The 22,351-nt window shown below is 57.4% G+C and carries 18 protein-coding genes; 2 read left to right on the top strand and 16 right to left on the bottom strand.

The genetic code is table 11. The features are described 5' to 3' along the window. Positions 1-40: 40 nt before the first annotated feature. Positions 41-1,417, top strand: coding sequence for a sigma-54-dependent transcriptional regulator (locus tag MD273_RS16220; protein WP_239038855.1), 1,377 nt, complete (start codon positions 41-43; stop codon positions 1,415-1,417). A 21-nt stretch (positions 1,418-1,438) separates the two neighbouring features. Here MD273_RS16220 and MD273_RS16225 read toward each other — a convergent pair whose 3' ends face one another. The 5 genes from MD273_RS16225 to MD273_RS16245 are packed head-to-tail and all read right to left on the bottom strand — an operon-like array spanning position 1,439 to position 8,105. Further along, the gene (locus MD273_RS16225) at positions 1,439-5,494 is read right to left on the bottom strand and encodes a pilus assembly protein (protein ID WP_239038856.1); all 4,056 of its coding nucleotides are present in this window, start codon (positions 5,492-5,494) and stop codon (positions 1,439-1,441) included. Beyond that, the gene (locus tag MD273_RS16230; protein WP_239038857.1) at positions 5,491-6,045 is read right to left on the bottom strand and encodes a pilus assembly PilX family protein; all 555 of its coding nucleotides are present in this window, start codon (positions 6,043-6,045) and stop codon (positions 5,491-5,493) included. Before MD273_RS16230 ends, MD273_RS16225 begins: the two co-directional genes overlap by 4 nt. Next, on the bottom strand, positions 6,045-7,106 hold the full coding sequence (locus MD273_RS16235) for a PilW family protein (RefSeq protein ID WP_239038858.1): 1,062 nt from the start codon (positions 7,104-7,106) through the stop codon (positions 6,045-6,047). The genes MD273_RS16230 and MD273_RS16235 overlap by 1 nt, the downstream gene beginning before the upstream one ends. A gap of 13 nt (positions 7,107-7,119) precedes the next feature. Next, on the bottom strand, positions 7,120-7,596 hold the full coding sequence (gene pilV / locus MD273_RS16240; protein ID WP_239038859.1) for a type IV pilus modification protein PilV: 477 nt from the start codon (positions 7,594-7,596) through the stop codon (positions 7,120-7,122). Then, on the bottom strand, positions 7,593-8,105 hold the full coding sequence (locus tag MD273_RS16245; protein ID WP_239038860.1) for a GspH/FimT family pseudopilin: 513 nt from the start codon (positions 8,103-8,105) through the stop codon (positions 7,593-7,595). The genes pilV (MD273_RS16240) and MD273_RS16245 overlap by 4 nt, the downstream gene beginning before the upstream one ends. Positions 8,106-8,355: 250 nt before the next feature. Between MD273_RS16245 and MD273_RS16250 the strand changes: the two genes are divergently transcribed. Continuing rightward, a complete protein-coding gene (locus tag MD273_RS16250; RefSeq protein ID WP_239038861.1) occupies positions 8,356-8,919 on the top strand; it encodes a GspH/FimT family pseudopilin in 564 nt (187 codons plus the stop codon). Between the two features lie 41 nt (positions 8,920-8,960). Here MD273_RS16250 and MD273_RS16255 read toward each other — a convergent pair whose 3' ends face one another. From MD273_RS16255 to ribF, 11 genes are all read right to left on the bottom strand, one after another. Then, entirely contained in the window at positions 8,961-9,428 is a 468-nt protein-coding gene (locus MD273_RS16255; RefSeq protein WP_502846069.1) for a type IV pilin protein, read from the bottom strand. 10 nt (positions 9,429-9,438) lie between these two features. Then, positions 9,439-13,797 carry a pilus assembly protein gene (locus MD273_RS16260; protein ID WP_239038862.1) on the bottom strand — a complete coding sequence of 1,453 codons (4,359 nt, stop codon included), beginning with the start codon at positions 13,795-13,797 and terminating at the stop codon, positions 9,439-9,441. 17 nt (positions 13,798-13,814) lie between these two features. Continuing rightward, positions 13,815-14,351, bottom strand: a complete 537-nt coding sequence (locus MD273_RS16265) for a pilus assembly PilX family protein (protein ID WP_239038863.1) — start codon at positions 14,349-14,351, stop codon at positions 13,815-13,817. A gap of 5 nt (positions 14,352-14,356) precedes the next feature. Beyond that, positions 14,357-15,418 carry a PilW family protein gene (locus MD273_RS16270; RefSeq protein WP_239038864.1) on the bottom strand — a complete coding sequence of 354 codons (1,062 nt, stop codon included), beginning with the start codon at positions 15,416-15,418 and terminating at the stop codon, positions 14,357-14,359. Beyond that, complete coding sequence (gene pilV / locus MD273_RS16275) at positions 15,415-15,873, bottom strand: type IV pilus modification protein PilV (protein ID WP_239038865.1); 459 nt, start codon at positions 15,871-15,873, stop codon at positions 15,415-15,417. The genes MD273_RS16270 and pilV (MD273_RS16275) overlap by 4 nt, the downstream gene beginning before the upstream one ends. Before the next feature lie 9 nt (positions 15,874-15,882). Beyond that, positions 15,883-16,401 carry a GspH/FimT family pseudopilin gene (locus MD273_RS16280; protein WP_239038866.1) on the bottom strand — a complete coding sequence of 173 codons (519 nt, stop codon included), beginning with the start codon at positions 16,399-16,401 and terminating at the stop codon, positions 15,883-15,885. 140 nt (positions 16,402-16,541) lie between these two features. After that, entirely contained in the window at positions 16,542-17,495 is a 954-nt protein-coding gene (gene ispH / locus MD273_RS16285) for a 4-hydroxy-3-methylbut-2-enyl diphosphate reductase (protein ID WP_239038867.1), read from the bottom strand. Between the two features lie 2 nt (positions 17,496-17,497). Beyond that, the gene (fkpB, locus tag MD273_RS16290; RefSeq protein WP_239038868.1) at positions 17,498-17,950 is read right to left on the bottom strand and encodes an FKBP-type peptidyl-prolyl cis-trans isomerase; all 453 of its coding nucleotides are present in this window, start codon (positions 17,948-17,950) and stop codon (positions 17,498-17,500) included. A gap of 9 nt (positions 17,951-17,959) precedes the next feature. Further along, positions 17,960-18,478 (bottom strand): signal peptidase II, encoded by a 519-nt coding sequence (gene lspA, locus MD273_RS16295; protein ID WP_239038869.1) that lies wholly within the window; start codon positions 18,476-18,478, stop codon positions 17,960-17,962. Beyond that, a complete protein-coding gene (gene ileS, locus MD273_RS16300; RefSeq protein ID WP_239038870.1) occupies positions 18,478-21,297 on the bottom strand; it encodes an isoleucine--tRNA ligase in 2,820 nt (939 codons plus the stop codon). Before ileS ends, lspA begins: the two co-directional genes overlap by 1 nt. Positions 21,298-21,361: 64 nt before the next feature. Continuing rightward, a complete protein-coding gene (ribF, locus tag MD273_RS16305) occupies positions 21,362-22,333 on the bottom strand; it encodes a bifunctional riboflavin kinase/FAD synthetase (protein WP_239038871.1) in 972 nt (323 codons plus the stop codon). Between the last annotated feature and the right edge of the window lie 18 nt (positions 22,334-22,351).

Here is a 22,351-nt window from a genome sequence, read left to right on the forward strand (position 1 = left end):
CACCCGGGCGCGCACAACGAGATGGAACCAACAAGAGACAATGACGACGCATACCGCACTGATCGTTGATGACGAGCCGGATATCCGGGACCTGCTGGAGATCACCCTGACCCGGATGGGCATTGAAACCCTGACTGCCCCGGACCTGACCACGGCGCGTCAGTTGCTGGAACAACACCAGCCTCAACTGTGCCTGACCGATATGAACCTTCCGGACGGCAACGGTATCGATCTGGTCCAATGGATCCAGCAGCATTCACCGGCAACACCGGTCGCGGTGATCACTGCCTACGGCAACATGGATACCGCCATAGAATCCCTGAAGGCCGGCGCCTTTGACTTTGTCTCCAAACCGGTCGAGCTGCCGAGACTGAGGGAATTGGTGAGCAGCGCCCTGAAACTGTCCGAAGCCAGACCGGAGACCGAGGCGGAAACCGACGAACCCGGCCTGTTGCTGGGCAACTCCCCCCAGATTCGCAAGCTGCGCAACCAGACCCGCAAGCTCGCCCGCAGCCAGGCGCCGGTCTTCATCAGCGGCGAGTCCGGCAGTGGTAAGGAACTGGTGGCCCGGATGATCCACCTGCAGGGACCGCGGCGGGAAGGCCCCTTCGTGGCCGTCAACTGCGGCGCGATTCCTTCCGAGCTGATGGAAAGCGAGTTCTTCGGGCACAAGAAGGGCAGCTTCACCGGCGCCGCGGAAAACAAGGAAGGTCTGTTCCGTTCTGCCAGTGGTGGCACGCTGTTTCTGGACGAGGTGGCGGACCTGCCCCTGGCGATGCAGGTGAAGCTGCTGCGAGCCATCCAGGAAAAGGCCGTGCGCCCGGTCGGCGACACCAAAGAGATCCCCGTGGACGTCCGGGTACTCAGTGCCACCCACAAGAACCTCCCGGATCTGGTGCAGGAGGGAGACTTCCGCCAGGACCTGTTCTACCGGATCAATGTGATCGAACTGGCGGTCCCTCCACTCAGGGAGCGGGCCGACGACATCCCCCTGCTCGCCAACCACATCCTCGGGCGTATCGCCCGGGAATACGAGTGCGACCCGGCCGCCCTCACCCCCGATGCGATCGAACGGCTCAAGGCCTACAGTTTCCCCGGCAACGTGCGGGAGCTGGAGAACATCCTGGAGCGGGCCTTTACCCTGTGCGATGAGGATCGGATCAGCGCCGACGACCTGCATTTGGGCAACGGCGTGCAGCCCGGAAGCTCAGCCTCTGGTTCGGCCAACGCGGCCACCGATGCGCCCAACGTGCCGGAGGGGGAGATTGACCTTGAAGGATTCCTGGAAACCATTGAGCGCCAGGCCATTGAGAAGGCGCTTGAGGCCACGCGCTGGAACAAGACAGCGGCGGCCAAGCGGTTGGGGATCAGTTTCCGGGCGTTGCGGTACCGGTTGAAGAAGTTGGGGATGGAGTGAACAGCGGACAGGGGCGATACCCTATCGGCTGATCAACTCGCGCCAGCCCAGCCTGCCCCTCAGTGTCTGGTCACCGAAATCGACAACATTCTCGTTGGTGAAGTCGTCCAGCTGCCCGGTTCCGCCCGCCGTGTTGTCGAACATCACGTTGCCCAGTATGCGGGACATGGACAGAATCCCTCCGGTGTAATAGAAGCCCGACGCCAGCTGGTCCTGGTTGTTCACGACACCATCACCATTGGTATCAAAGACCTGACGATCCGGATCGGTGCCGTCCAGGTCGACCAGCATCCGGAAACTGGCGCCGTTCGATGCGCAGTCGTTGGTGGGTGGGATGGTGGTGTTGAAGAGAATGGTAGAGCCGCGGACCTGCGGCATCATCACCACTCGCTCTCCGGCGCGGGTATCGAAGTCGATATACCAGCCAAGATGCTCATTATTCTTGTCATTCCAGACAATAGCGTCATCGCTGAGGTTTCGAACAATACCGTCCTCCGTGGAGGTTTCCGTGATATCACGCTCCAGCAATGCTCCCTTCCAGTTGGCTTGCGCCACACCGGAATCCCATATCGCGTAGAACGATTGGGTGGCCTGCTCGCTGGTAATATCGCTTTGGGTCAGATACCGCCCCGTTCCGAACAGAACCAGCAGATTCGGATAGTTCTGCACGGAAGTGCCGACATCCGCATTCCTGACGACCATCGGTGCCGAGGTAACCGGCTGGCCAGCCGGCGTGGCAAACAACGGCGATGGACCGCTGTTGCCACCGTAGGCGCTATTCCACTCGTCGTTGTCTGCGTCGTAGGCAAAGGCCCAGATCCGGCCGTCCAGATCGCTACCGTAGATGCGATCGACCAGGTTATCCGCATCAAGGTCAATCAGTCTCACATCGGCGTTCATGCCGCCGGACGGCCCCGGGTCCATTTCCAGGAACCAGTAATCAGCATTCTCTGTCCAGTTACCATCGAGGCCGCCCTCCAGGCGCAGAATAAAAAGCCCCGTCCTGCCACTCGGGGCGTCCAGGCCATTGCCGAAAACGGCGACCCACTCGTAGCCGGTCCCCAGGTCGGTAAGCATGATGTTGACCGGCTCGGTGATATACCCCAGGTCATCATCCACGAACTCCCACATGGCAAGGTCTTCCGCTGTCGATTCGGCAACTCCATCGGGATCAGTAATATCGAGGGCAAACAGGCCCCGCCCGCCAGCACGCAGGCCACCAATCAGAACCGTACGCCACGAGTCCCCGGTACCATCACCGACATCGATGTAGGCATCGGCAACAGTGGGCGTCAAATCGACGTAATACCGGTGCAGATACCCCGGCTCGGTCAGATAGTGCAATCCCTCGCCCTGTTGACTGCTGAAAACCAGATTGGGCACGTAGGCAAACAACTCCTTCCCGCCACTGGCTGCACGGGTGCCTTCAAAGGCATGCAACATGCCATCGTTGGCACCGACATACACTACGGGTGTGCGGTTGCTGATGGCACTGGAGTTGCGGAAATCCGAATAGCGATCCCCTTCAAGACCGTAAGGAGCCCGGTCGGGCCAGCCCATGGACGGACGATCCACAAACACCGGAGCGCTGTGAACGATATCCCCGAGGCGGCTGTCCCGGGGGCGGAACTCTCCCGAGGGCACTTCGCGTCGCCGATCTCCCCGTAAGTAGGCCAATCTCTGTTTGGCCAACGTCTCAGCGGCGCTGGAATCCATGGCTTCGGTTCCGGCCAACAGATCGGCGCGCTGTGCCGATGTCAGGTTGGCCCATGCAAAGCCCTCTCCCTGTGCATTGACCGGGTCATAGGTAATGATTTGCCGGGGGCTCAGATCCAGACTTCGCTGGTCCAGCCCGGCACCGGCTTCCCATACCACACCGCCGATGTAGGAGCCGTTGGCGTCCTGCACCAGGCGACCGTTGCTGCTGTTCAGGCCCCGGGCCGCCAGCTGGCCGCTCCAGCGGCGGCTGTTGAAGATGGCACTAAAGATCAGTGAGTCCGACTCAACCGTTGCGCTGCTGAAGGTCACCGCCGCGGCCGCACCGGACTGATCGTCTATATCTTCCAACGCCTTGTTCAGACCATCCGTGATCTCGCCCGGTAGGCGGGCATTGTAGATCTCACCCTTGCCTGCCACCGTGGCCCGGTAAACATCATCCAACTGATAACTGAAGATGTTCGGATCGGTGGTGTCGTTGGCATCGGGCCATGTGGGGGGTGCCTGATAGGCGTCGGCAACGGAATCATAGAGCGTGCCATCAACCTCCCTGCCGTAAATCGATCCTTTAGCCCCCAGCAACACGCCAAAGGTATTCATGTGGAGGTTCGAGTTGCAGTCGAGGGATGAATCGTCGCCACCATCTATACAGGCACCGGGGACGTTCACCTGGCCTGCAGGCAGATCCAACCTGAGGTTCCCGCTGTAATAGTTAGACGCGATATCTCCCAGGGTTTCCTGACCAGCACCGTAATCCGAGGCGAACCCGTCGGTATACATCAGCGCATAGTTGCGCTGGCATTCGTACTGTATCGGGGCACCCGTGTTCTGGCGCTTATACTGGGTGCCAACATAGTCCAGTGCGCCTCTCAGAGGAGATTCATTGGTCGCAGGGACGTCGTCATAGGCATGGAAGACTTTCTCCAGCAGGGTGTCAAAATCACCGTTGGCACTACGGTCATCGGTATCCAGCATGGCAACAGGGGTTGCCTGGTCATTCACCACGGTCAGATCGGCACGAACCCCACTGATGGACTGCAGGGATTCAGCCAGGGCAAAACGTGCAGACTGGTGTCTGCGACGATGGTACTGGAACCAGTTGGAGAAGTTCTGCATCTCTTCGGCGAAACTTCTCTCGTAGTCGGTTCCCGCGTTGTAGGTTTTCTCTTCGTTGACGGTTACCTTTTTCAGGCATCGGCCATCCGGGGCTAGTGCTCCGGGGAAAGAGTTGCCGTCGGAGTCTTCGAAAACCAGTGAGTTTTCCAGCGACCACTGCTCAACCAACGACGCGAAGTTTTCCGGGTTCGGATTGGAACAACTGCCATCCACGGTTTGATTCAACGGATCGAACCAGAGGCTGTAGCTACCCGTCTCAACAGGGACATAGTACGTAGCGGGGGTAAACGTCACGCACTGATAAAATACGTCCTGAACCAGATCACCTAATAGGTCCCGCAGGTTGCTCGAGATTTGTTCAGCGGTACACCCGAGTCCCTCACGAGTCAGTTCCGACAGACTCATACTCCCGCTCACGGTTTCACCCAGGATGGTACTGGCATTCTCCAGGGTCTGGTTGCCTATACGAAGCTGTTCACCCAGAGCACCGGAGAAAGCAAACGGCAGAATCTTTGTTTCTGCCAGTGGGTAGCTCTCATTGCAGTAATCCGGAACTTCCCCCAGACCCAGGCTTGCCCACCACTCGGCGAACTCACACCAACTGTCTTCGAAGAAACTGGTGAAGCCATCGAGAAACGCCGCACCCGCGGTGGTGGATGCCTCTTCGAACGTCAGTTCGTAGTTGGGGTCAAGCAGGGGGTTGCCCAGCTCTGCCTCGGTATAGCCCACGCCTGACCATGGCTCGTAATTCACCGATGGGTCGTAATACTGGGGGTTGTAAGCGCTGGATCTCATGAATCCGTAGGCACTGATCGGCGGTACAACCAGATAATCGTCATTTAGCCGCTGACCGTTGTACTCCCGGGTTCCGCCAGACTCCGGTGCAAGAAAGGTCTCAAAGAGGTAACCATAATTGGCGTTGCCAATGAGGCTGTTGGTGACGGTATCCTTGAAGCTCGCGAGCTCCTCATTACCGAAGGTCGGTGCGGTCTCCTGGATAAGGTTTCCCAGCCACGTGGTCAACGTTTCATCGTCGGCGCGCCCATAGGCCGCACCACCGAAAAGCACCTCCATATCCATATACCGGGAGTCGTCCATCAAAAACACGACGTTGTGCTTTACGCCCTGGCTGATGAACAAGGGGGTTTGAGACGGATTCAGGTCAGCACTGTACCCAGCGGCCGGCAATACCAGACCAAAGGCGACCAGCAGATTGCGGATGGTCCTTGCGTAACGCGTGCTCATAGCTCACCTGCGTAATAGACTTCAACTATCCGGCGGGCATTTCCGCTGAATCCCCTGGACATGGCGACGATCCGGAATCCAAGCGGGCGGGCAGCGCCTGTCACCATATCCTGCCGTCCGGCCATCACCACATCGGTCACCTGACTGACTCCGGCCACATCACCCACAAGCTCAATAAAATACCGGGGAACCGGCATACTCCGGCCCTCAAACGATTCAAGCCAGTCGTTGTAGGTGGTCGTAGCGGCAAAACTGTTGTTCTCTCCCCAGGCATCCGGATCATCAAAATCAGGCGCCGCGCCTGGCTCATACAGTGGGCCGTTGGTATCAAAATCGGATAACACCACCAGACCGTCATCAATCCGGCGTTCGGCTTCCCGGATAACCTCCTCGGTAAGCTCAAGACTTACATCGCCTTCCCGCTGGGCGTTCACCATAAGCTCCTGCATGGTGACCCGATCCAGATTGCTGGAAGCCAGCAGGGTGAGCACCAGCAGAATCAGGAGGGTCATGACCAGGGCAACACCCCGCTGCTTCGGATACGGCGCCATCAATTACCTCCGAAGATTCGGTTACGAACGCTGGCGGTGAAGGAATACTCGCGATACAGGGCACTGTCCGCGGGCGTCTGAAGACCGGTGGCAGCATTTGTGCAGGCCAGCCAGCCCGGGAAACAGACATCGACCGGGTCATCGCTCACACTGTCGTCCGTCGAGCGAACCAGCAGGCTGACGCGAACAGCGAGGGTCTGCGCCAGGACATCCTCGGCATCGGCATCACTGGGCGCGGGTGGATCACGCCATTCATCGACAGCCAGATCGTCGTTGGTGTCTACACCGATGAGCGTTCTCATATCGCGGATCTCGGCGACCAGTTCGACCGGATTGCCATAGCCATCGGCATTGCCACTGTTATTCGCTAGCAATGCCCTCTCGACCACCAGCGACCGGCGACCCTGATCGTCCGCCTGGATCGAATAGCGCGTTACCGAGGGGCGATAAATCTTCGCATTCTCGGTGTATTTTTTGGGCATCGTCTTGATCGCATTACCAGGATCAAACTTGCCTCCGGTGTTGTGCACGATCAGGTCGTTGCCACTATCGTTAACATTGGTGGCCTGAAAAATATTGGCATTTTCGCAATCGGTAACCAGCAGAATATCGCCCTCCGCGAAGGATGAGGCATCGGTCACATGCAGCGATGCCGAATCCGCTGCCGGGACCTTGTCCACCCCGACTTCAGGCGCTCCGGAAATCCCTCGTAGAAGAACCACATGGGAGCCATCCACGATGGCATTGTTGGTATCCGCATCAGGATAGATTTCCAGCCCACGGCTGAAATCCAGCAGGTCTCCTGCCGAGGCTGCATTGAGGTTGTTCTGTACCGACGTGGCCGCCGACACGCACCCCCAGTAATCGGCGTTGCGTATCTCCCGCCCGAGAATCATCGCGCCTTCGCGACCCGACTCCTGCACATTGGCAACGGCGCGACTGAGGGCAAACGACTGCTTGTTAGTCACAAATATCTGGGTCAGACCAGCCATGAGGATGAGACCAAGGGTCATGGAGATCATCAGCTCGATCAGCGACAGGCCGCGCTGATCAGGTGACATAGGCAACCGCACGTCAGGCATTGGTCAGCCTCGCTCTCAATATAAATTCGTGCTCAGCCAATTCACTGCCTGTGCCATTGCCATCGGCGTCTGTTAGCTCTCGACCTTCTCGCTCCTGCCAATTGAGAGTAATGGTGACAACACCGCTGGACATCTCGACGGCGCCCTTTCCCTCCGGCAGCTCTCGTTCCAGTTTCTGGCACCAGAGACTGCGATCCATGGCCGCAATATCCGTCGAGCTGGGTGAAGCCGAGACCGCACTGCTGCATTGGGCCGACGTCATGGGATACTCATCCCATTGGCTCGGATTGGCTCGCATCCGCTCCACCATATCCGCCGCCAACAGGTTAGCCCGGGTACGGATGTCCGCATTGGTATTCATTTTCAACGCGAAAATCTGCATGCCCCCCACCCCAAGCAGGCCGATCGCAAAGATCAGTACCGCGACCAGGATCTCGATCATCCCGGCACCACGTTGTTGCCTGATCATCCGCCACCTCCGCAGGCAACACTTTCAGTCCGGATCTGGCCACCGCCGTTGATTTCGAGGATTTGCCCTTCCGGAAGATCATCTGCGCAAAACGTGAGGCTGTAGGCCTGCTCGTCGATAGCAAAACCGCCGCCGTCAAAACCGAAGGGGGCAGTCGCAAGCGTGGTAGAGGCACCAGCTATCGATACGGAATTTCCGGGCCCGGGAATCAGCCGAATGACTTCCGAGTCCGCTCGAGTCCCATCGTTATTTTCGTCGCGCCAGATAGCGACCCCGGAGGTCCAGGAAGTACCCTCCAGAGGGGAGACCCAGACCCGATCGGATCGCCGTAACGCCTCGCTTCGAGCCTGGCTAACCACGCCAAGCACCTGGTTGGTCGTGGCCGTCAGGCGGTTTTGCTGGATCAGGGTCAGGAAAGAGGGGATGGCCCAGGTGACCACGATGGCGAGGACCGCCAGCGTGATGACCAGTTCTATCAAAGTAAAGCCATCTGAACGTGAGTAAGCCATGCAAAACCCTCAAGACTCTGGCGGACAGCCACATGCCCTTTTATAAAGCCCACCTTGTCATGAGTTTGCTAGGTAAAGCAGTGCCCTTAAACCTTTTAAAAGGCCATTTTTTTAAACTTTTACATTGCTATAACTACTGAATCTAAGCAGGTAATAATACAGCCCACTTTCATATTAGTAAGAAACCGGTTTAAGATTGCCGTGGGCAGGAAGCCCAGTAGATCGATAGAACTGGACAAGGAATCGTCTGATGCGACAAAACATCTCGTGCAGCGGCTTCACGCTTGTGGAGTTGCTGGTCACGCTCACCATTGTTGCTGTAATCGCCAGTATTACGGTGCCCTCCATGGACAACTTCATCCGCCAATCCAACCGGCATGCGGCGGTCAGTGACATGATCGGCTTGATTAATCTCGCCCGAAATACGGCGATTATGGAGCAACAAACCGTCACCTTATGCCCACTCGATGAAAACGGTGAGTGCGGCCACGATTGGTCCGGCACAATCACCGTATTCCGGGATCCGGAGTCCGACAAGATACTCAATGATGCGACCGAAGTGATTCGGGTTGCTCAATCCCACAAGGGCGGTGATTGGATCGCGAATACAGCTTCGCGTCCCTACTTCCGGTTCATGCCAACCGGGATTGCAAATTATGCGATCGGCAATATGGTCTGGTGCCCTTCGAGCCGGGAAATGAACTCGGCAGCTCAGCTTGTGGTTAATCGGGGCGGGAGGGTGCGAGTGTCAGAGGATAATGATGGTGACGGGGTTCCGGAGGACAATAAAGGACATCCCATTACATGTAACTAAAAAGGGGCGCCTTCGGGCGCCCCTTTTGTATCAACGCCGGGCTACTTGGACCAGGTGTCCTCACCTGACTCTATTCCACTGGCATTGTTCTTGTCCCAGGCTCGCGCTCCGGTTGAGGACAACTGGAGGAATCCATCTCCCGCCTGCGCCCCTTTCGGAACTGCACGCAAGACGTATGAATTGGCCTTCAGGTCGTATATGTACAGATCATAGTACTTGGTATTGCCATCGAGAGGCGCCTCGTCCGGAAACAAACTGGCGGGCGGCGAGGTAGCCGTCGTAGTGATTGGGTTTGTTCCGCCGTCTGCACCCAGGTAACTGCCGTTCTGTGTGTAGTAGCGCTCCATGGCACTCCCAAAGGACATCAATGCACCCTGAGCATCCCCTCTCCTGGTGCTTTTCACCTGTTCCTGATAACTGGGATACGCAATCGCCGCAATGATCCCGATAATTGCCACGACAATCATCAGTTCGATCAACGTAAAACCCTTGGCCTTCATGCGGTACATCTACATCCCCTTAAAAGTCGATTAACTCACGCCAGCCGAGACGACCAGCTCGATTGGTGTCCTCACCGTAATCCACCTCACGCTGATCCGGTTGTCCGTTCAGGTTTTGATAGTACTGGCTATTTCCGAGGATACCGGTTGCACCCGTTGAGCTATTGGAGATTTTCTGCCCCGCATATATACCCTCATCCGAGGAGATCACACCGTCATTATTGGCATCGAAAACTGCAAAAGGAGGATCAACACCATCCATCGTAACGGACATGAACCAGCTGGTTCCGCCAGAGGCACAGGCAGCACTGTTCGGAGTATAGGTTTCGAAGAACAGGATTTCTCCCCGGAACTTCGGTGGGTTCAACACCCGCTCCCCGGACTCGGGAAGGTCCATGAACCAACCATACTCCCGCGCCACTTCCCCGGCCCAGTCGATGGTACCCCCAGTGATGTTTCTCAGAGAACCACCAGTTTCGGCTATCAGCTGCTCTTGCAGATCATCACGGGTTAACTGGGAATCGCCGCGGTCCCAGACAGCATACATCGATTGGTCGCTTGTATCCGTCAAATCCCCGTTTTCAAAATATTTACCGGTGCCAAAATAGACCAGGTAGTCTTCACCCGATCCGCCCTCTGTCCCTTCGGGCGACAGAGTGTTCCTCAACACCAGCGGGCGCTGAGAGATCGGCTGGAAACGGTCATCGATCCCGTCGCTATCCGTATCTGCAGACAGCGTCTGGAACAGCGGGAGGGCGGCACTACCCTGATTACCGCTTCCGGTATACGCCGACCCCCAATTGCCGGGATTGGATCCGGTCACATCAAACACCCAAAGGTTCCCTTGCAGATCGCCCCCATAAATCCGATCGACGACTCGATCACCATTGGTATCGATGGCATTAACAGCCCCTAGCCCGCCGGTGTCACCCACTTTGAGAAACTCATAATCATTCGGAGTTCCGTTGGCTCCACTGGTCCACTCACCGTCCAGCCCACCGTCCATATACAGGATCAAAAGGCCGGTCTCGTCATCAGCCGCATTACTTCCGTCACCGTTATTGAATCCGTTACCCAGAACCAACGCCCAGCGATTGTTATTCATCATAACAACAACAGGCTGCTCAAGCTGGTAGTTCATCTGGGGGAGATCCGTATCATCGAACTCCCACAACACCAGATCACTTGCGTTCGCCTCTGAGAAATTCGAAGGGTTGGTCACGTCCAGCGCGAAGAGCCCGGCACCACCACCTCGCAACCCGCCAATGAGAACAGTTCTCCAGGCGGGAGTGCCACCAGAGGTTCCTGGCATATAAACATCAACAGCCTGAGGTGAGAGGTCAACATAGTACCTGTGACGATAAGCCGGGTCTGTCAGGTAGTGAAGGCCCTCGTTCTGTGATGTGGAGAAGATAGACCGCGGTACATATGCCAACAGTTCATCTCCACCACCGTTGCTAGAGCTCTCAACCGCTTTAAAGCCGTGCAGCATTCCATCATTCGACCCCACATAAACCATGGGAGTCCGCTCAACATTCGTCGCATTTCCCCTGAACGCGGAGTAGCGGAAAGCTTCAGTACCAAAGGGGGCAGCATCCGGCCAATTCATTCGAGGTGCGCCGACAAACAGAGGCGTGGAGTTTACGATGTCTCCGAGCAAGCCGTCGCGATTGCGTAATTGTTGTCCGTCGTAACTGGTATCTCCGCGCAGATAGGCCAATCGCTCCTCGCCGAAGGAGTCAGAATCACCATTCGGATCGGTACCAAGATCAGCTTGTTGACCTGTATCCAGACTCGCCCATTGGAAGGGCACGCCATCAGCGGCCGTGTTGCTGTAAGTCAGAATGGTGCGTTGGGACGGTTGTTGGCCGCTAAGCTGCTCAGCAGCACTCCAGGACCGAGACGAAGAAATCGCACCCGTGGACGGGTTAAGAGCGCGGGCCTCGACATCGCCACTCCAGGATGTGGAGTTGAATAGCGCACTGAATATCAGGCTGTCTGATTCCAGAGTCGCACTGTTGAAGGTAACACCTGATGCGCTACCGAGAGATGAGACGATATCCCGAATTGTCGCAGACAACTCTGATTGCAGCTGGGCTGGTGTATTGGCGTTGTATATATCACCCCTGCCATTCACCGCAGCGTGGTAAAGATCGTCGATCTGAACAGCATCTGCGGGCAAACCGACATCTGGCCAGGAGGGTGCTGCAGAATACGCATCTGATACCTTGTCGTAGGTCTTCGACTCCCCATCGACATTGTAGTCTTGCCCAAAAATCGTACCTTTTGCGCCCAGACCGACAGTGTAAGTGTTAATGTGTAGATCGGCATTACAGTCGACAGATGCCGGCGGAGTTTGGGTCTCATCGGCACAAATGGCTGGGACAGCAACTGCCCCTGTTGGCGTAATATCTGTCCTGGGATTTTCGGTGTACATGCTGAACGCAATGTCGGCCAGGGTATTCGAGTAGGCATCCTGGTATGGCGCACCTGCACTTCCGTCGGCGTTTGCCACGCCGGTGAAGTCGGTATCGGTCGCATACCCATCGGTGAAGAGTAACGTGAAATTCTTCTGGCACTCGTATTGGATTGGCGCGCTCTCGCCAGTTCGCTGGAACTGAGTGCGCGCGTGGTTCAGGGTAGAACGCAGAGCGGTGCCTCCGCTCCCCACGTGGTTGTAGATGTCTCCGAGAAACGCTTGCTGATCCGATACTGTATCAAGATCATACATATCGACCGTTCTCTGGTTATTAATCCAGAAAACACCGGTTTGAATCCCCCCAATTCCCTGGAACGCGCTCGCGAGGCCACCACGCATCGCCTGATGACGGCGCCGGTAATAGGTGAACCAGTTCGAAAAGTTCTGCAGTTCCTCAGCATAGGTTCTTCCAGAGGGATAAGAAGTGACTGTGCTCCTTATCTCAACCTTTTTGAGGCATTTTCCGTCTGGAGTGAGGGCAAAATCTGATTCAGAATCGCCCGGGAAGTCGAAGGCTCCCGGAGACCGCCTGAAAATGTCGTAGTATCCTGGCGCACTTCCAGAACATGAGAGTGTAACCGGCTGCGGTGCTGGCAAAAGAGCCAAAGCGCCGGATGGCGACTTGTCAGCGACCTTGGTGATCATTACCTGATCAACGGGCACATAGGACTCTCGGGGCCTGATCCGCAAAGTATAGGTTGTGGAAACACTGAGGTTACCTGTGGCAACCCTATCCCAGGACCAATCATTCGTCTGGGTTAAACCTTGCCACCACTTTACCCAGTACTCTCCCGAAGACTCGACAAATGAATTCCCGTCATAAATCGTGAGGGGGTTAACCGCAACATCATCGGAAGGTCCATACCCCTGCAGATTGACCCACAGGGAGTCGGAGTTGCCGTCTTTGGAAAACTTTCGGATCCAGATGTGGTAGTCACCGCTGCTGGGAACGGTGAAAGAGAAGCTGGCCTGACCATAGCTCAAGCTCAGACTTGGATCATCGTTTGCCGCCCCCTCGTTGGTCGCGATGTAATCCTCAGCCGATGCCGAGTTAACCAGGACTCCCCGGGCTACCGAACTGTTGGTGCTCGCCTTGGAGTAATCGTTACCACTGGATTTGAAAGTCGCATTCTCAGCTTCAAACAGCCGTGAGTTGTCCTCATGAAAGGACTCGCCGTTCACAAGGCTGGGAGAAAAACTGAATTCCGAAGTTTCATCGAGAACCCAGTATGTTGCCGGCCAATAGGTGTAGTCCTTGTCGCCAACGCTGCAATTGCTATTACCCGCGCTGTCACAAACCATATCCTCGTCGCGAATATCAAAATCCCATTGGGTGTCTTCCTGACTGGTATCAACAGACGCGACCAAATTCAGGTATGTGTCGGCGTTGGTTTCATCATACTCGTTTGGATCAAAAGGCGCCTGGGTTCCGGGGTACTCTGGATAGGAGATGCTGCCAAACGAGGGCCATGGCCTGTAGGTTTCATTCGGATCGTAGTACGCGCGGTTATAACTCGAGCTACGAGCAAAGGCGTATGACCGTATCGGCGGAATCGCATAATGACCATCATTCGCGACTATAGCAGCACCATTTACGTAATCCGACGAAGCGCCATTGGGGAAGAGATAGGTATACTTGGGCAAATCTGGCCCTTTAACAAAGGTGCCGTCAAGATTTGAAAACGATCCATCAGCGTTCAGCCACAACGCACCATCGTTGCTGGGGAACAAGACCTCAGAGTCCATGCTGGAGGAGTCGTCAATGCCCAACATAATGTTGTGTTTGACCGCTTCTGTCAGAAATAGCGGCTGAGAGGCTGGCACCACAGGCGCGGTGTATCCCGCAGTTGGTAACACCAGAACAAGCGAGCCGACGAGAGTTTTGAGCTTTAAACGCATGGTCTGTTCCTTATGCATTACTTTGCGGTGCCATAGTAAGCTTCCACGATCCGGCGCGTTTCACCGCTTCTGCCGGAACTCCAACCTACAATCCTGAAGCCCAGAGGCTTTGAACCACCGGTAAAATCGTCGTAATTGGTTATCTGAAGATCGCCTGGAGACTCCTGGGAACTCGTAATCCCGATATATTCGACGAAGAATCGAGGCTGTTCAGCAAGTGTTCCCGGAAAACCGGATACAGCAATACTGTTGCTGGCATTGCTGTCCCAGGTCGAATCATCCATGGGATCCGGTGCATCGGAGCGGGTATACAGCCCCCCACTGGTGCCGAAATTACCCAGGGTGACCGTTTGATCCTCCAGATACTGCTCACCTTCGCGAACAGCAAACTCGGCTGCCTCTAGGGCCACCTGCCCTTCCCGCACAGCAGAAGTCATCCGCTCCTGCAACTGCGCACCTTGCATGCCCGAAAGCGCCAGGAGCGTGAGGACAAGCAGGATCAGCAGACTGGTCAGGAGCACTGCTCCACTTTGATGTCGCATATTTGGTGTCACGACAGTTAGCCTCCAACCCTGTTGCGTATCGCCGAGGTGAATGTATAAACCCGGCGTAAACGCCCATCGCCACCGTAGGTGACACCACCAAACGTTATATCGGACTGATCTGGCGCAACGTTGTCATCAACCGATCGACTGAGTAGGCTCACTCGCATGGCAACGACGTCTTCCATCGTGACTGACGATGCATCGCCCCATTGATCCGCAGTCTCGTCTCCATCCGAATCCTCCCCATAAAGAATCTGCATATTCTCTATGCCCTCGATCAACTCAATATCGGAGACCTGACCAACATTGGCACCAGACATCAGACCTGTTCTCAAGAACAGGGCCGGCTCGCCGCTCGCACCATTACCCACATAGTACTGTTCATAATAGGGCACATAGATGGCCGCACCCTCGTCGTAGACCTGGGACAGACAGTGCGCATTGGCGCTGCTATTAGTGCAGTTACCGGGATTGTAATTGCCGGGTGAATTGCTACCGGTGTTGTGGACTACAGTGCCGTTGTTGTTCACGTTTGTAGCCTGGAATATATCCCCTCCCGTGCAGTCGGTTATGAAGATGACATCTCCAGGATCAATGGATGATGAGTCATTGACGTGAAGGACGGCAGAAGGCTGAACCATAACCTGGGTGATCTTGATATCTGCTGCACCGCCCACACCTCTCACTATAAAGCTGTCGGTGCCTGCCAGCGCGGGTGGTTCTCCGGTAGTCGGAGAGCCGCTGTGGTTATCAGTACCTTCCAACCCCTCACCAAAACCCAGGGTCGCCGTATCGAATCCGGAGCCGGATGGATCGAGGTTGTTCACCGCGTTAGCCAATCCCCCGGAACATCCCCAATAGTCCGCGTTTCTGATAGCCCTGTTCAGCAGCTCTGCTGACATTCTCCCGCTTTCCAGAACCCTTGCGCTTGCAGCGGTCAGAGAAAAGCTGCGCTGATTACTGACGAATATCTGCACTAGCCCCGCGGTCAGTATCAGCCCGAGAGTCAGAGCAATCATCACCTCAATTAACGAGAGACCGAGTTGATTACTTTGATTTGAGAAAACCCGTTTCATTGGAGAACCCTGGCATCAAGTTCATAGGTTTGCGCGACCGAGTTGTTTCCCAAATCGCGCTCGGTCCAATTGATCGTCACAGTCGCCACGCCGTTGGCAACTGTCACCGAGGCTCCTGTAAACCCCGGGATTGAACCGTTGAGGCTGGCATACCACTGACTCGCATCAATGTCCGCCACCTGCGCCGGCGTACACGTCGTGCAACTCGGAGCTGTTGGCGCAGCTGTAATATTGCTGTACTCACCACCCTCGGCCCCCGGGAGGTTTGCACGAATCCTCTCCACCATGTCGTAGGCGAGAATGCTGACCTGTGACCGAACATGAGAATTGGTAGTCTGCTTCATCGCCAGAGTCTGAACCCCGGCAACCCCCAGCAATCCGATAGCGAGAACTATCAGTGCTACCAGCACTTCTATCATCGTAAAACCGGTTTCTCGGTGCGGTGACCTGATCACGAGCGACTCCTATCCGCAGGTAACTGTTTCATGGCGAATTCGCCCGGAGGTATGTATCTGAACCATTCGCCCGGTTTCACCGGTTCGGTCATCACAGACCTGGAATCCATACTCTGCGCCCGACGCGGGAGATGGATCGACAAATCCGTTTGCGCGGAACCGGAAATTGGTCACACCATCAGGCCCGTTAATCGTGACTGAGTCAGGAACGTCACTGAACACACGGATTTCCTCTCCGGCTTGATAACCGGCCGTTCCGACGTCCACCCAGACTCTCCATCCGCCACCCCATTCATCGCCATTTCCTGCAGACGCCAAAGCCGTCACGTCAACGGATCGCCCCCGTTTGACCGATTCAGCTCGCGCATAATTGAGCACGCCAATAAAGTTATTGGTTGTAGATGTAATCCGGTTGTTGGCTATCAGTTGGGAAAATGATGGAACGGCAAAGGTTGCAATGATCGCAATCAATGCAAGGGTGATAATGAGCTCTATGAGGGTAAAGCCTCGACTGGATCGCACAGGCATAGTCCACTTCCATTATGACGTATCTGCACATTAAACAACGTTCACCAGAGCTTCCACGCTCTGGCGACAAGCGGACTTTTACGGGAGATGAGCGGCGAGGAGGACGAGCAAAATGTGACGGAGATCAAACGAGGCCGAGGTCACTCAACCTCGACCGCATCAATCCGGAGCTCTCTGGGCATGGAGAACACGATGTTCTCCTCCCGCCCGGCAACTTCCTGAGGCTCTTCCCCACCCAGCTCTCTCAGGCGGGCGATGACGTCATTCACCAGCACTTCCGGGGCGGAAGCACCGGCGGTCACGCCAATGTCGGTCTTGCCTTCCAACCATTGCGGATCAATCTGGGATGCTTCATCGATCAGGTACGCAGGCGTGCCCATGCGCTCGGCCAGCTCGCGCAGACGGTTGGAGTTGGAGCTGTTGGGGGAACCCACCACCAGCATCAGGTCGCAGTCACCGGCCAGTTGTTTGACGGCGTCCTGGCGGTTCTGGGTGGCGTAGCAGATGTCGTCCTTGCGGGGGCCCTGGATCTTGGGGAATTTGGCGCGCAGGGCGTCGATCACCCGGGCGGTGTCGTCCATGGAGAGGGTGGTCTGGGTGACGTAGGACAGGCGGGACGGGTCTTTCACTTCCAGCCTGGCCACGTCTTCCTCGTTTTCCACCAGATAGATTTCGCCACCGTTGCTGTGGTCGTACTGCCCCATGGTGCCTTCCACCTCCGGATGGCCATGGTGGCCGATCAGGATGCACTCGCGGCCGTCGCGGCTGTAGCGCATGACTTCCATGTGCACCTTGGTCACCAGCGGACAGGTAGCGTCGAACACCTTCAAGCCCCGGCGGGCAGCTTCGTTCTGCACGGCCTGGGAGACGCCATGGGCGCTGAAGATCACCAGGGTGTCGTCGGGCACCTCGTCCAACTCGTCCACGAATACCGCGCCGCGGTTGCGGAGGTTGTCCACTACGAACTTGTTGTGGACCACTTCGTGGCGCACGTAGATAGGCGCACCGAACACATCTAGTGCCCGGTTGACGATTTCGATGGCGCGGTCGACGCCGGCGCAGAAGCCACGGGGGTTAGCGAGTCGGATTTGCATAGTCAGTGCGTCTGTCCAGCCGGTTCCACATCGAGGATTTCAACTTCGAATTCCAGTGTACGCCCTGCCAGCGGATGGTTGAAGTCCACTTCCACTTCATCTCCTTCCACCCGGCTGATCACGCCCGGCAGCTCCTGCTGGCGCGCGTCCGCGAAGGACACCACCACGCCCGGCTCCAGTACCATGTCGGCGCTGAATTCGTGGCGCTTGAAGGTCTGCAGGTTGCTGGGGTTGTGCTGGCCGAAGCCCTTCTCGGGGGAGACCTCAAAGGTCTTACGATCACCGGCTTTCATGCCCATCATCAGGGCCTCGAAGTTCTCCGGCAGGTTCTCGTCACCGATTTCGAGTGTTGCAGGGGCTTTCTCGAAGGTGGAATCCACCACGTCGCCACCCTTGATCTTGAGCGCGAAGTGGAGTTTTACGCGGGTTCCCTTGTCTACGGGCAAATCTTTCATGAGTGTCGTTCACTCCTTTTCGGCATCCCCGCCGTCGGCGGGTTTGCGGAATATATCCAGGATCATCATGCCGGCGCCGATGGTGATGGCGGTGTCGGCCAGGTTGAATGCGGGGAAGTGCCAGTCCTGCCAGTAGAAATGCAGGAAATCCACCACATAGCCGTGCACCACCCGGTCATAGACGTTGCCAAGGGCGCCGCCGAGAATGAGTACGATGGCGACGGCGGTCCAGGTTTCATGGGCCTGCAGTTTTCGCAGCCAGCTCACCAGCACCACACTCACTACCAGCGCCAGGGCCACAAAGAACCAGCGCTGCCAGCCATCGGCCTGGGCCAGGAAGCTGAATGCTGCGCCGGTGTTGTGCAGCAGTGTCAGGTTGAACATGGGCATCACCGGCACCGGGTCACCGTAGGTGAGCATGGCGCTGGCCATGGCCTTGGTGCCCAGGTCGATGGCAATGACCAGCGCCGCCAGCCAGAGCCACTTCAGTTTCGAGCCGACGGCCTTGTCTGTCATGGCAGCGTCCATCAGGCGAAGGATCGGCTTTCGCCGGGGCCTTCCACGTTGCTCACGCAGCGGCCACACAGGTCGTCGTATTTGGCGTTGCGGCCCACGTCCTCACGGTGATGCCAGCAGCGCTCGCACTTGGCGTGGGTTGCCGGATTGACTTGCACCAGCAGGCCCTCATGGCCGGTCTGTTCCGCACCCTCGGCCTCGGCCACCGGCTTGACGGTCGCCTCGGAGGTGATCAGTACAAACCGCAGCTCCTCGCCCAGGTGCTTCAGGCGCTCGGCCAGCTCACCCTCGCAGTACAGGGTCACTTCGGCACTGAGTGAGCCTTTGATCTCGCCACGGCCACGGGCTTCTTCCAGGCACTTATTGACCGCTTCCTTCACGCTGTAGATCTCGCGCCAGTAGTCGCGGCCCAGCTCAGAGTCCTCCGGCAGTTCCGTCAGTCCGTCGTACCAGGTTTCATAGAACACGGTTTCGCCGCGCTCGCCGGGCAGATGCTGCCAGATTTCGTCCGCGGTGAAGCTCAGGATCGGCGCGATCCAGCGCACCAGGGCTTCGGCCACGTGATACAGAGCCGTCTGGCAGGAACGCCGCGCCAGGCTGTCGGCCTGGGTGGTGTACTGGCGATCCTTGATGATGTCCAGATAGAAACCACCCAGGGTCGCCTCACAGAAGTTGTAGACCTTCTGGTAGATGCGCAGGAAGGCGTAGTTGCCATAATCCTCGTCCAGCTCCTTCTGCAGCTGCAGGGCCTTGTCCACCATCCAGCGGTCGAGAGCAATCATCTCTTCCGGCGCCACCATGTGCTGTGCCGGATCGAAACCGTTCAGGTTGCTGAGCAGGAAGCGCGCGGTGTTGCGGATGCGGCGGTAGCCGTCCGCGGTCTGGCGCAGGATGTCCTTGGAGACGGTCATCTCGCCGCTGTAATCGGTGGCGGCGACCCACAGGCGAAGGATGTCCGCACCCAGCTCGTTCATGACTTCCTGGGGCGCAATCACATTGCCCAGGGACTTGGACATCTTGCGACCCTTGCCATCGACGGTGAAGCCGTGGGTCAGCACCTGCCTGTAGGGTGCCACGCCGTTCATGGCGATGGAGGTCTTCAGGGACGACTGGAACCAGCCACGATGTTGGTCGGAGCCCTCCAGATACATGTCCGCCGGGAACTGGCCCAGCTCCTCACGCACGCGGAGGACCGAATCGTGGGTCACACCGGAGTCGAACCAGACATCGAGGGTATCCAGTACCTTCTCGTACTGATCAGCATCGCTGCCCAGCAGTTCGTTCTGGTCGAGCTCATACCAGGCGTCAATACCACCGGTCTCAACAGCCTGAGCCACCTTCTCGATCAGATTCTGGGAATCCGGGTGCAGCTCCTGCGTCTCTTTATGAATGAACAGCGTGATGGGCACACCCCAGGTGCGCTGACGGGAGATACACCAGTCCGGGCTCTGCTCGAACATGGCTTCAATGCGGTTCTGCCCCCACGCCGGCACCCAGCGCACGCCCTTGATCGCTTCCAGGGCGTCGGCGCGCAGGTTGTGCTTGTCCATGCTGATGAACCACTGCGGGGTGGCCCGGTAGATCAGCGGAGTCTTGGTCCGCCAGCAATGGGGATAGCTGTGGCTGAACTTCTCGGAACGCACCAGCTTGCCCTCCCGTTCCAGGGCGGCACACACCGGCTCGTCGGCCTTGTAGACGTGCACCCCGGCAAACTCACCAGCAGCCTCGGTATAGGTGCCGTCAGCCTTGACCAGGTTCAGGGTGTCGATGCCGTATTCCTTGCCCACCTCGAAGTCTTCCATACCGTGATCCGGAGCGGTATGAACCGCGCCGGTACCGGCATCGGTGGACACGTGATCGCCAAGGAGTACAGGTACCTGCTTGTCGTAGATCGGGTGGTGCAGCTGAAGTTTTTCCAGCGCGGAACCGGCAACCGTCGCCAGAACCTCGTAATCTTCCACACCCCAGCGTGCCATGATGCCCTCGACCATTTCGGTAGCGAGGATCAGGCGCTCAGGGCCCTGACCGACGTCCACCTGCACCAGTGCGTACTCCAGATCAGCGCCGAGAGAAACCGCCTGGTTGGCCGGGATGGTCCAGGGGGTGGTGGTCCAGATCACCACGGACACATCGCCTTCGCCCTTGTCGGTGCCGAATAACTCCAGCGCCCGGGCCTGGTCAACCGCAGTGAAACGCACATCAATCTGGGTGGAGACCTTGTCCTGGTATTCGACCTCCGCCTCTGCCAGTGCGGACTGACCTACCACACTCCAGTAGACGGGCTTGTAGCCACGCACCAGGTGACCCTTGGCCACGATCTTGCCCAGGGCACGGACGATCCCTGCCTCCACCTTGGGATCCATGGTGAGATAGGGCTTGTCCCACTCACCCATTACGCCCAGGCGAATGAAGTCGGCCTTCTGGCCTTCGATCTGCTTGGCGGCATAGTCCCGGCAGGCCTGACGAAAGGTCTTGTAGTCCACCTTGACACCGGCCTTGCCGATTTCCTGCTCGACCTTATGCTCGATGGGCAGGCCGTGGCAGTCCCAGCCCGGCACGTAGGGAGCGTCGTAGCCCTTGAAACTGTGGGACTTGACGATCATGTCCTTGAGAATCTTGTTGACCGCATGACCAATGTGAATGCTGCCGTTGGCATAGGGAGGGCCGTCGTGCAGGATGAACTTGTCCCGGCCTTCGCGCTGCTTGCGCAGGGTGCCGTAGACATCGAGGTCCTGCCAGCGCTTGAGCATGTCCGGCTCACGCTTGGCCAGGTTACCGCGCATGGGAAAGGCGGTTTCCGGCAGATTCAGGGTATGCTTGTAGTCGCTCATGGTTTCTGTGCGCACTCTTTGGTCAGTGTTGGTCAGTAAACTTTTGGGGTTCGGGCCCGCGCTTTCAATGCGTGCTGCGAGCCGAACCGTTGGCCCGGATCCACGCCCGGGCGCTGTCCATGTCCCGCGCGATCTGATCTTTCAGGGCCTCGACGGAATCAAACTTTTCTTCGTCCCGCAAGCCGTGGCGGAAGACGACTTCAAGGTGCTGGCCATAAAGTGTGCCAGCAAAGTCAAACAGGTGCACTTCCAGTGATGGCCGCCTGCCGTCGACCGTCGGCCGCACGCCGATGTTGGCCACACCGTCGTAGACGCTGCCATCGTCGAGCCTGCCGCTTACCACATATACGCCCCGCAGGGCGGGCATTCTGTGCAGCAGGATGTTGGCAGTCGGAGCACCGATCTGGCGCCCCAGTTGGCGCCCATAGACCACCCGCCCCCGGATACGGTAGGGATGGCCCAGCAATACTTCCGCTTTTTCCAGGCCATTGACGGTAAGCTGGTCACGGACACGGGTACTGCTCACCCGTGCGCCATCCAGGGTCACGGTCCGGGTATTCTCGACGGTGAATCCCGCGTCCCGGCCGACCTTCTGCAACAACTCAAAATCGCCGGCACGATCACAGCCGAATCGGAAGTCGTCGCCAACCACCAGGTGGCGGACACCAAGCCCCTGGATCAGGATGTCTTCAATGAAGCCCATGGCGGAATAACTGCGAAAGGCCTGGTTGAAACGAAGGCACAGGACGATGTCGACACCTTCCGCCAGCAGGGCCTCGAACTTCTGGCGGAACCCCATCAGCCGGGGAGGCGCCTTATCTCCCTGGAAGAACTCACGGGGCTGCGGCTCGAACACCACCACCAATGAAGGCACGCCGAGCTCCCGGGCCTTGCTCCGGACCTGATCAATAATGGTCTTGTGGCCGAGGTGAACACCATCAAAATTGCCAATGGTTGCCACGCACCCCTGCGCCAACGGCGAATCCGCCCGGCGCGAGAGCAGCTTCAGGTTGGTCAGGCCTCGAATCAGACGCATGTAATGCGAACCTTCAGT

This window comes from Marinobacter sp. C7 (genome assembly GCF_022343555.1).
GTDB lineage: Bacteria > Pseudomonadota > Gammaproteobacteria > Pseudomonadales > Oleiphilaceae > Marinobacter.

What these genes read in the sequence shown, in the direction of transcription:
- MD273_RS16220 (WP_239038855.1), top strand. Translation starts at nt 41, where the DNA reads ATGACGACGCATACCGCACTGATCGTTGATGACGAGCCGGATATCCGG.
- MD273_RS16225 (WP_239038856.1), bottom strand. Translation starts at nt 5,494, where the DNA reads ATGAGCACGCGTTACGCAAGGACCATCCGCAATCTGCTGGTCGCCTTT.
- MD273_RS16230 (WP_239038857.1), bottom strand. Translation starts at nt 6,045, where the DNA reads ATGGCGCCGTATCCGAAGCAGCGGGGTGTTGCCCTGGTCATGACCCTC.
- MD273_RS16235 (WP_239038858.1), bottom strand. Translation starts at nt 7,106, where the DNA reads ATGTCACCTGATCAGCGCGGCCTGTCGCTGATCGAGCTGATGATCTCC.
- pilV (WP_239038859.1), bottom strand. Translation starts at nt 7,596, where the DNA reads ATGATCAGGCAACAACGTGGTGCCGGGATGATCGAGATCCTGGTCGCG.
- MD273_RS16245 (WP_239038860.1), bottom strand. Translation starts at nt 8,105, where the DNA reads ATGGCTTACTCACGTTCAGATGGCTTTACTTTGATAGAACTGGTCATC.
- MD273_RS16250 (WP_239038861.1), top strand. Translation starts at nt 8,356, where the DNA reads ATGCGACAAAACATCTCGTGCAGCGGCTTCACGCTTGTGGAGTTGCTG.
- MD273_RS16255 (WP_502846069.1), bottom strand. Translation starts at nt 9,428, where the DNA reads ATGTACCGCATGAAGGCCAAGGGTTTTACGTTGATCGAACTGATGATT.
- MD273_RS16260 (WP_239038862.1), bottom strand. Translation starts at nt 13,797, where the DNA reads ATGCGTTTAAAGCTCAAAACTCTCGTCGGCTCGCTTGTTCTGGTGTTA.
- MD273_RS16270 (WP_239038864.1), bottom strand. Translation starts at nt 15,418, where the DNA reads ATGAAACGGGTTTTCTCAAATCAAAGTAATCAACTCGGTCTCTCGTTA.
- MD273_RS16280 (WP_239038866.1), bottom strand. Translation starts at nt 16,401, where the DNA reads ATGCCTGTGCGATCCAGTCGAGGCTTTACCCTCATAGAGCTCATTATC.
- ispH (WP_239038867.1), bottom strand. Translation starts at nt 17,495, where the DNA reads ATGCAAATCCGACTCGCTAACCCCCGTGGCTTCTGCGCCGGCGTCGAC.
- fkpB (WP_239038868.1), bottom strand. Translation starts at nt 17,950, where the DNA reads ATGAAAGATTTGCCCGTAGACAAGGGAACCCGCGTAAAACTCCACTTC.
- lspA (WP_239038869.1), bottom strand. Translation starts at nt 18,478, where the DNA reads ATGGACGCTGCCATGACAGACAAGGCCGTCGGCTCGAAACTGAAGTGG.
- ileS (WP_239038870.1), bottom strand. Translation starts at nt 21,297, where the DNA reads ATGAGCGACTACAAGCATACCCTGAATCTGCCGGAAACCGCCTTTCCC.
- ribF (WP_239038871.1), bottom strand. Translation starts at nt 22,333, where the DNA reads ATGCGTCTGATTCGAGGCCTGACCAACCTGAAGCTGCTCTCGCGCCGG.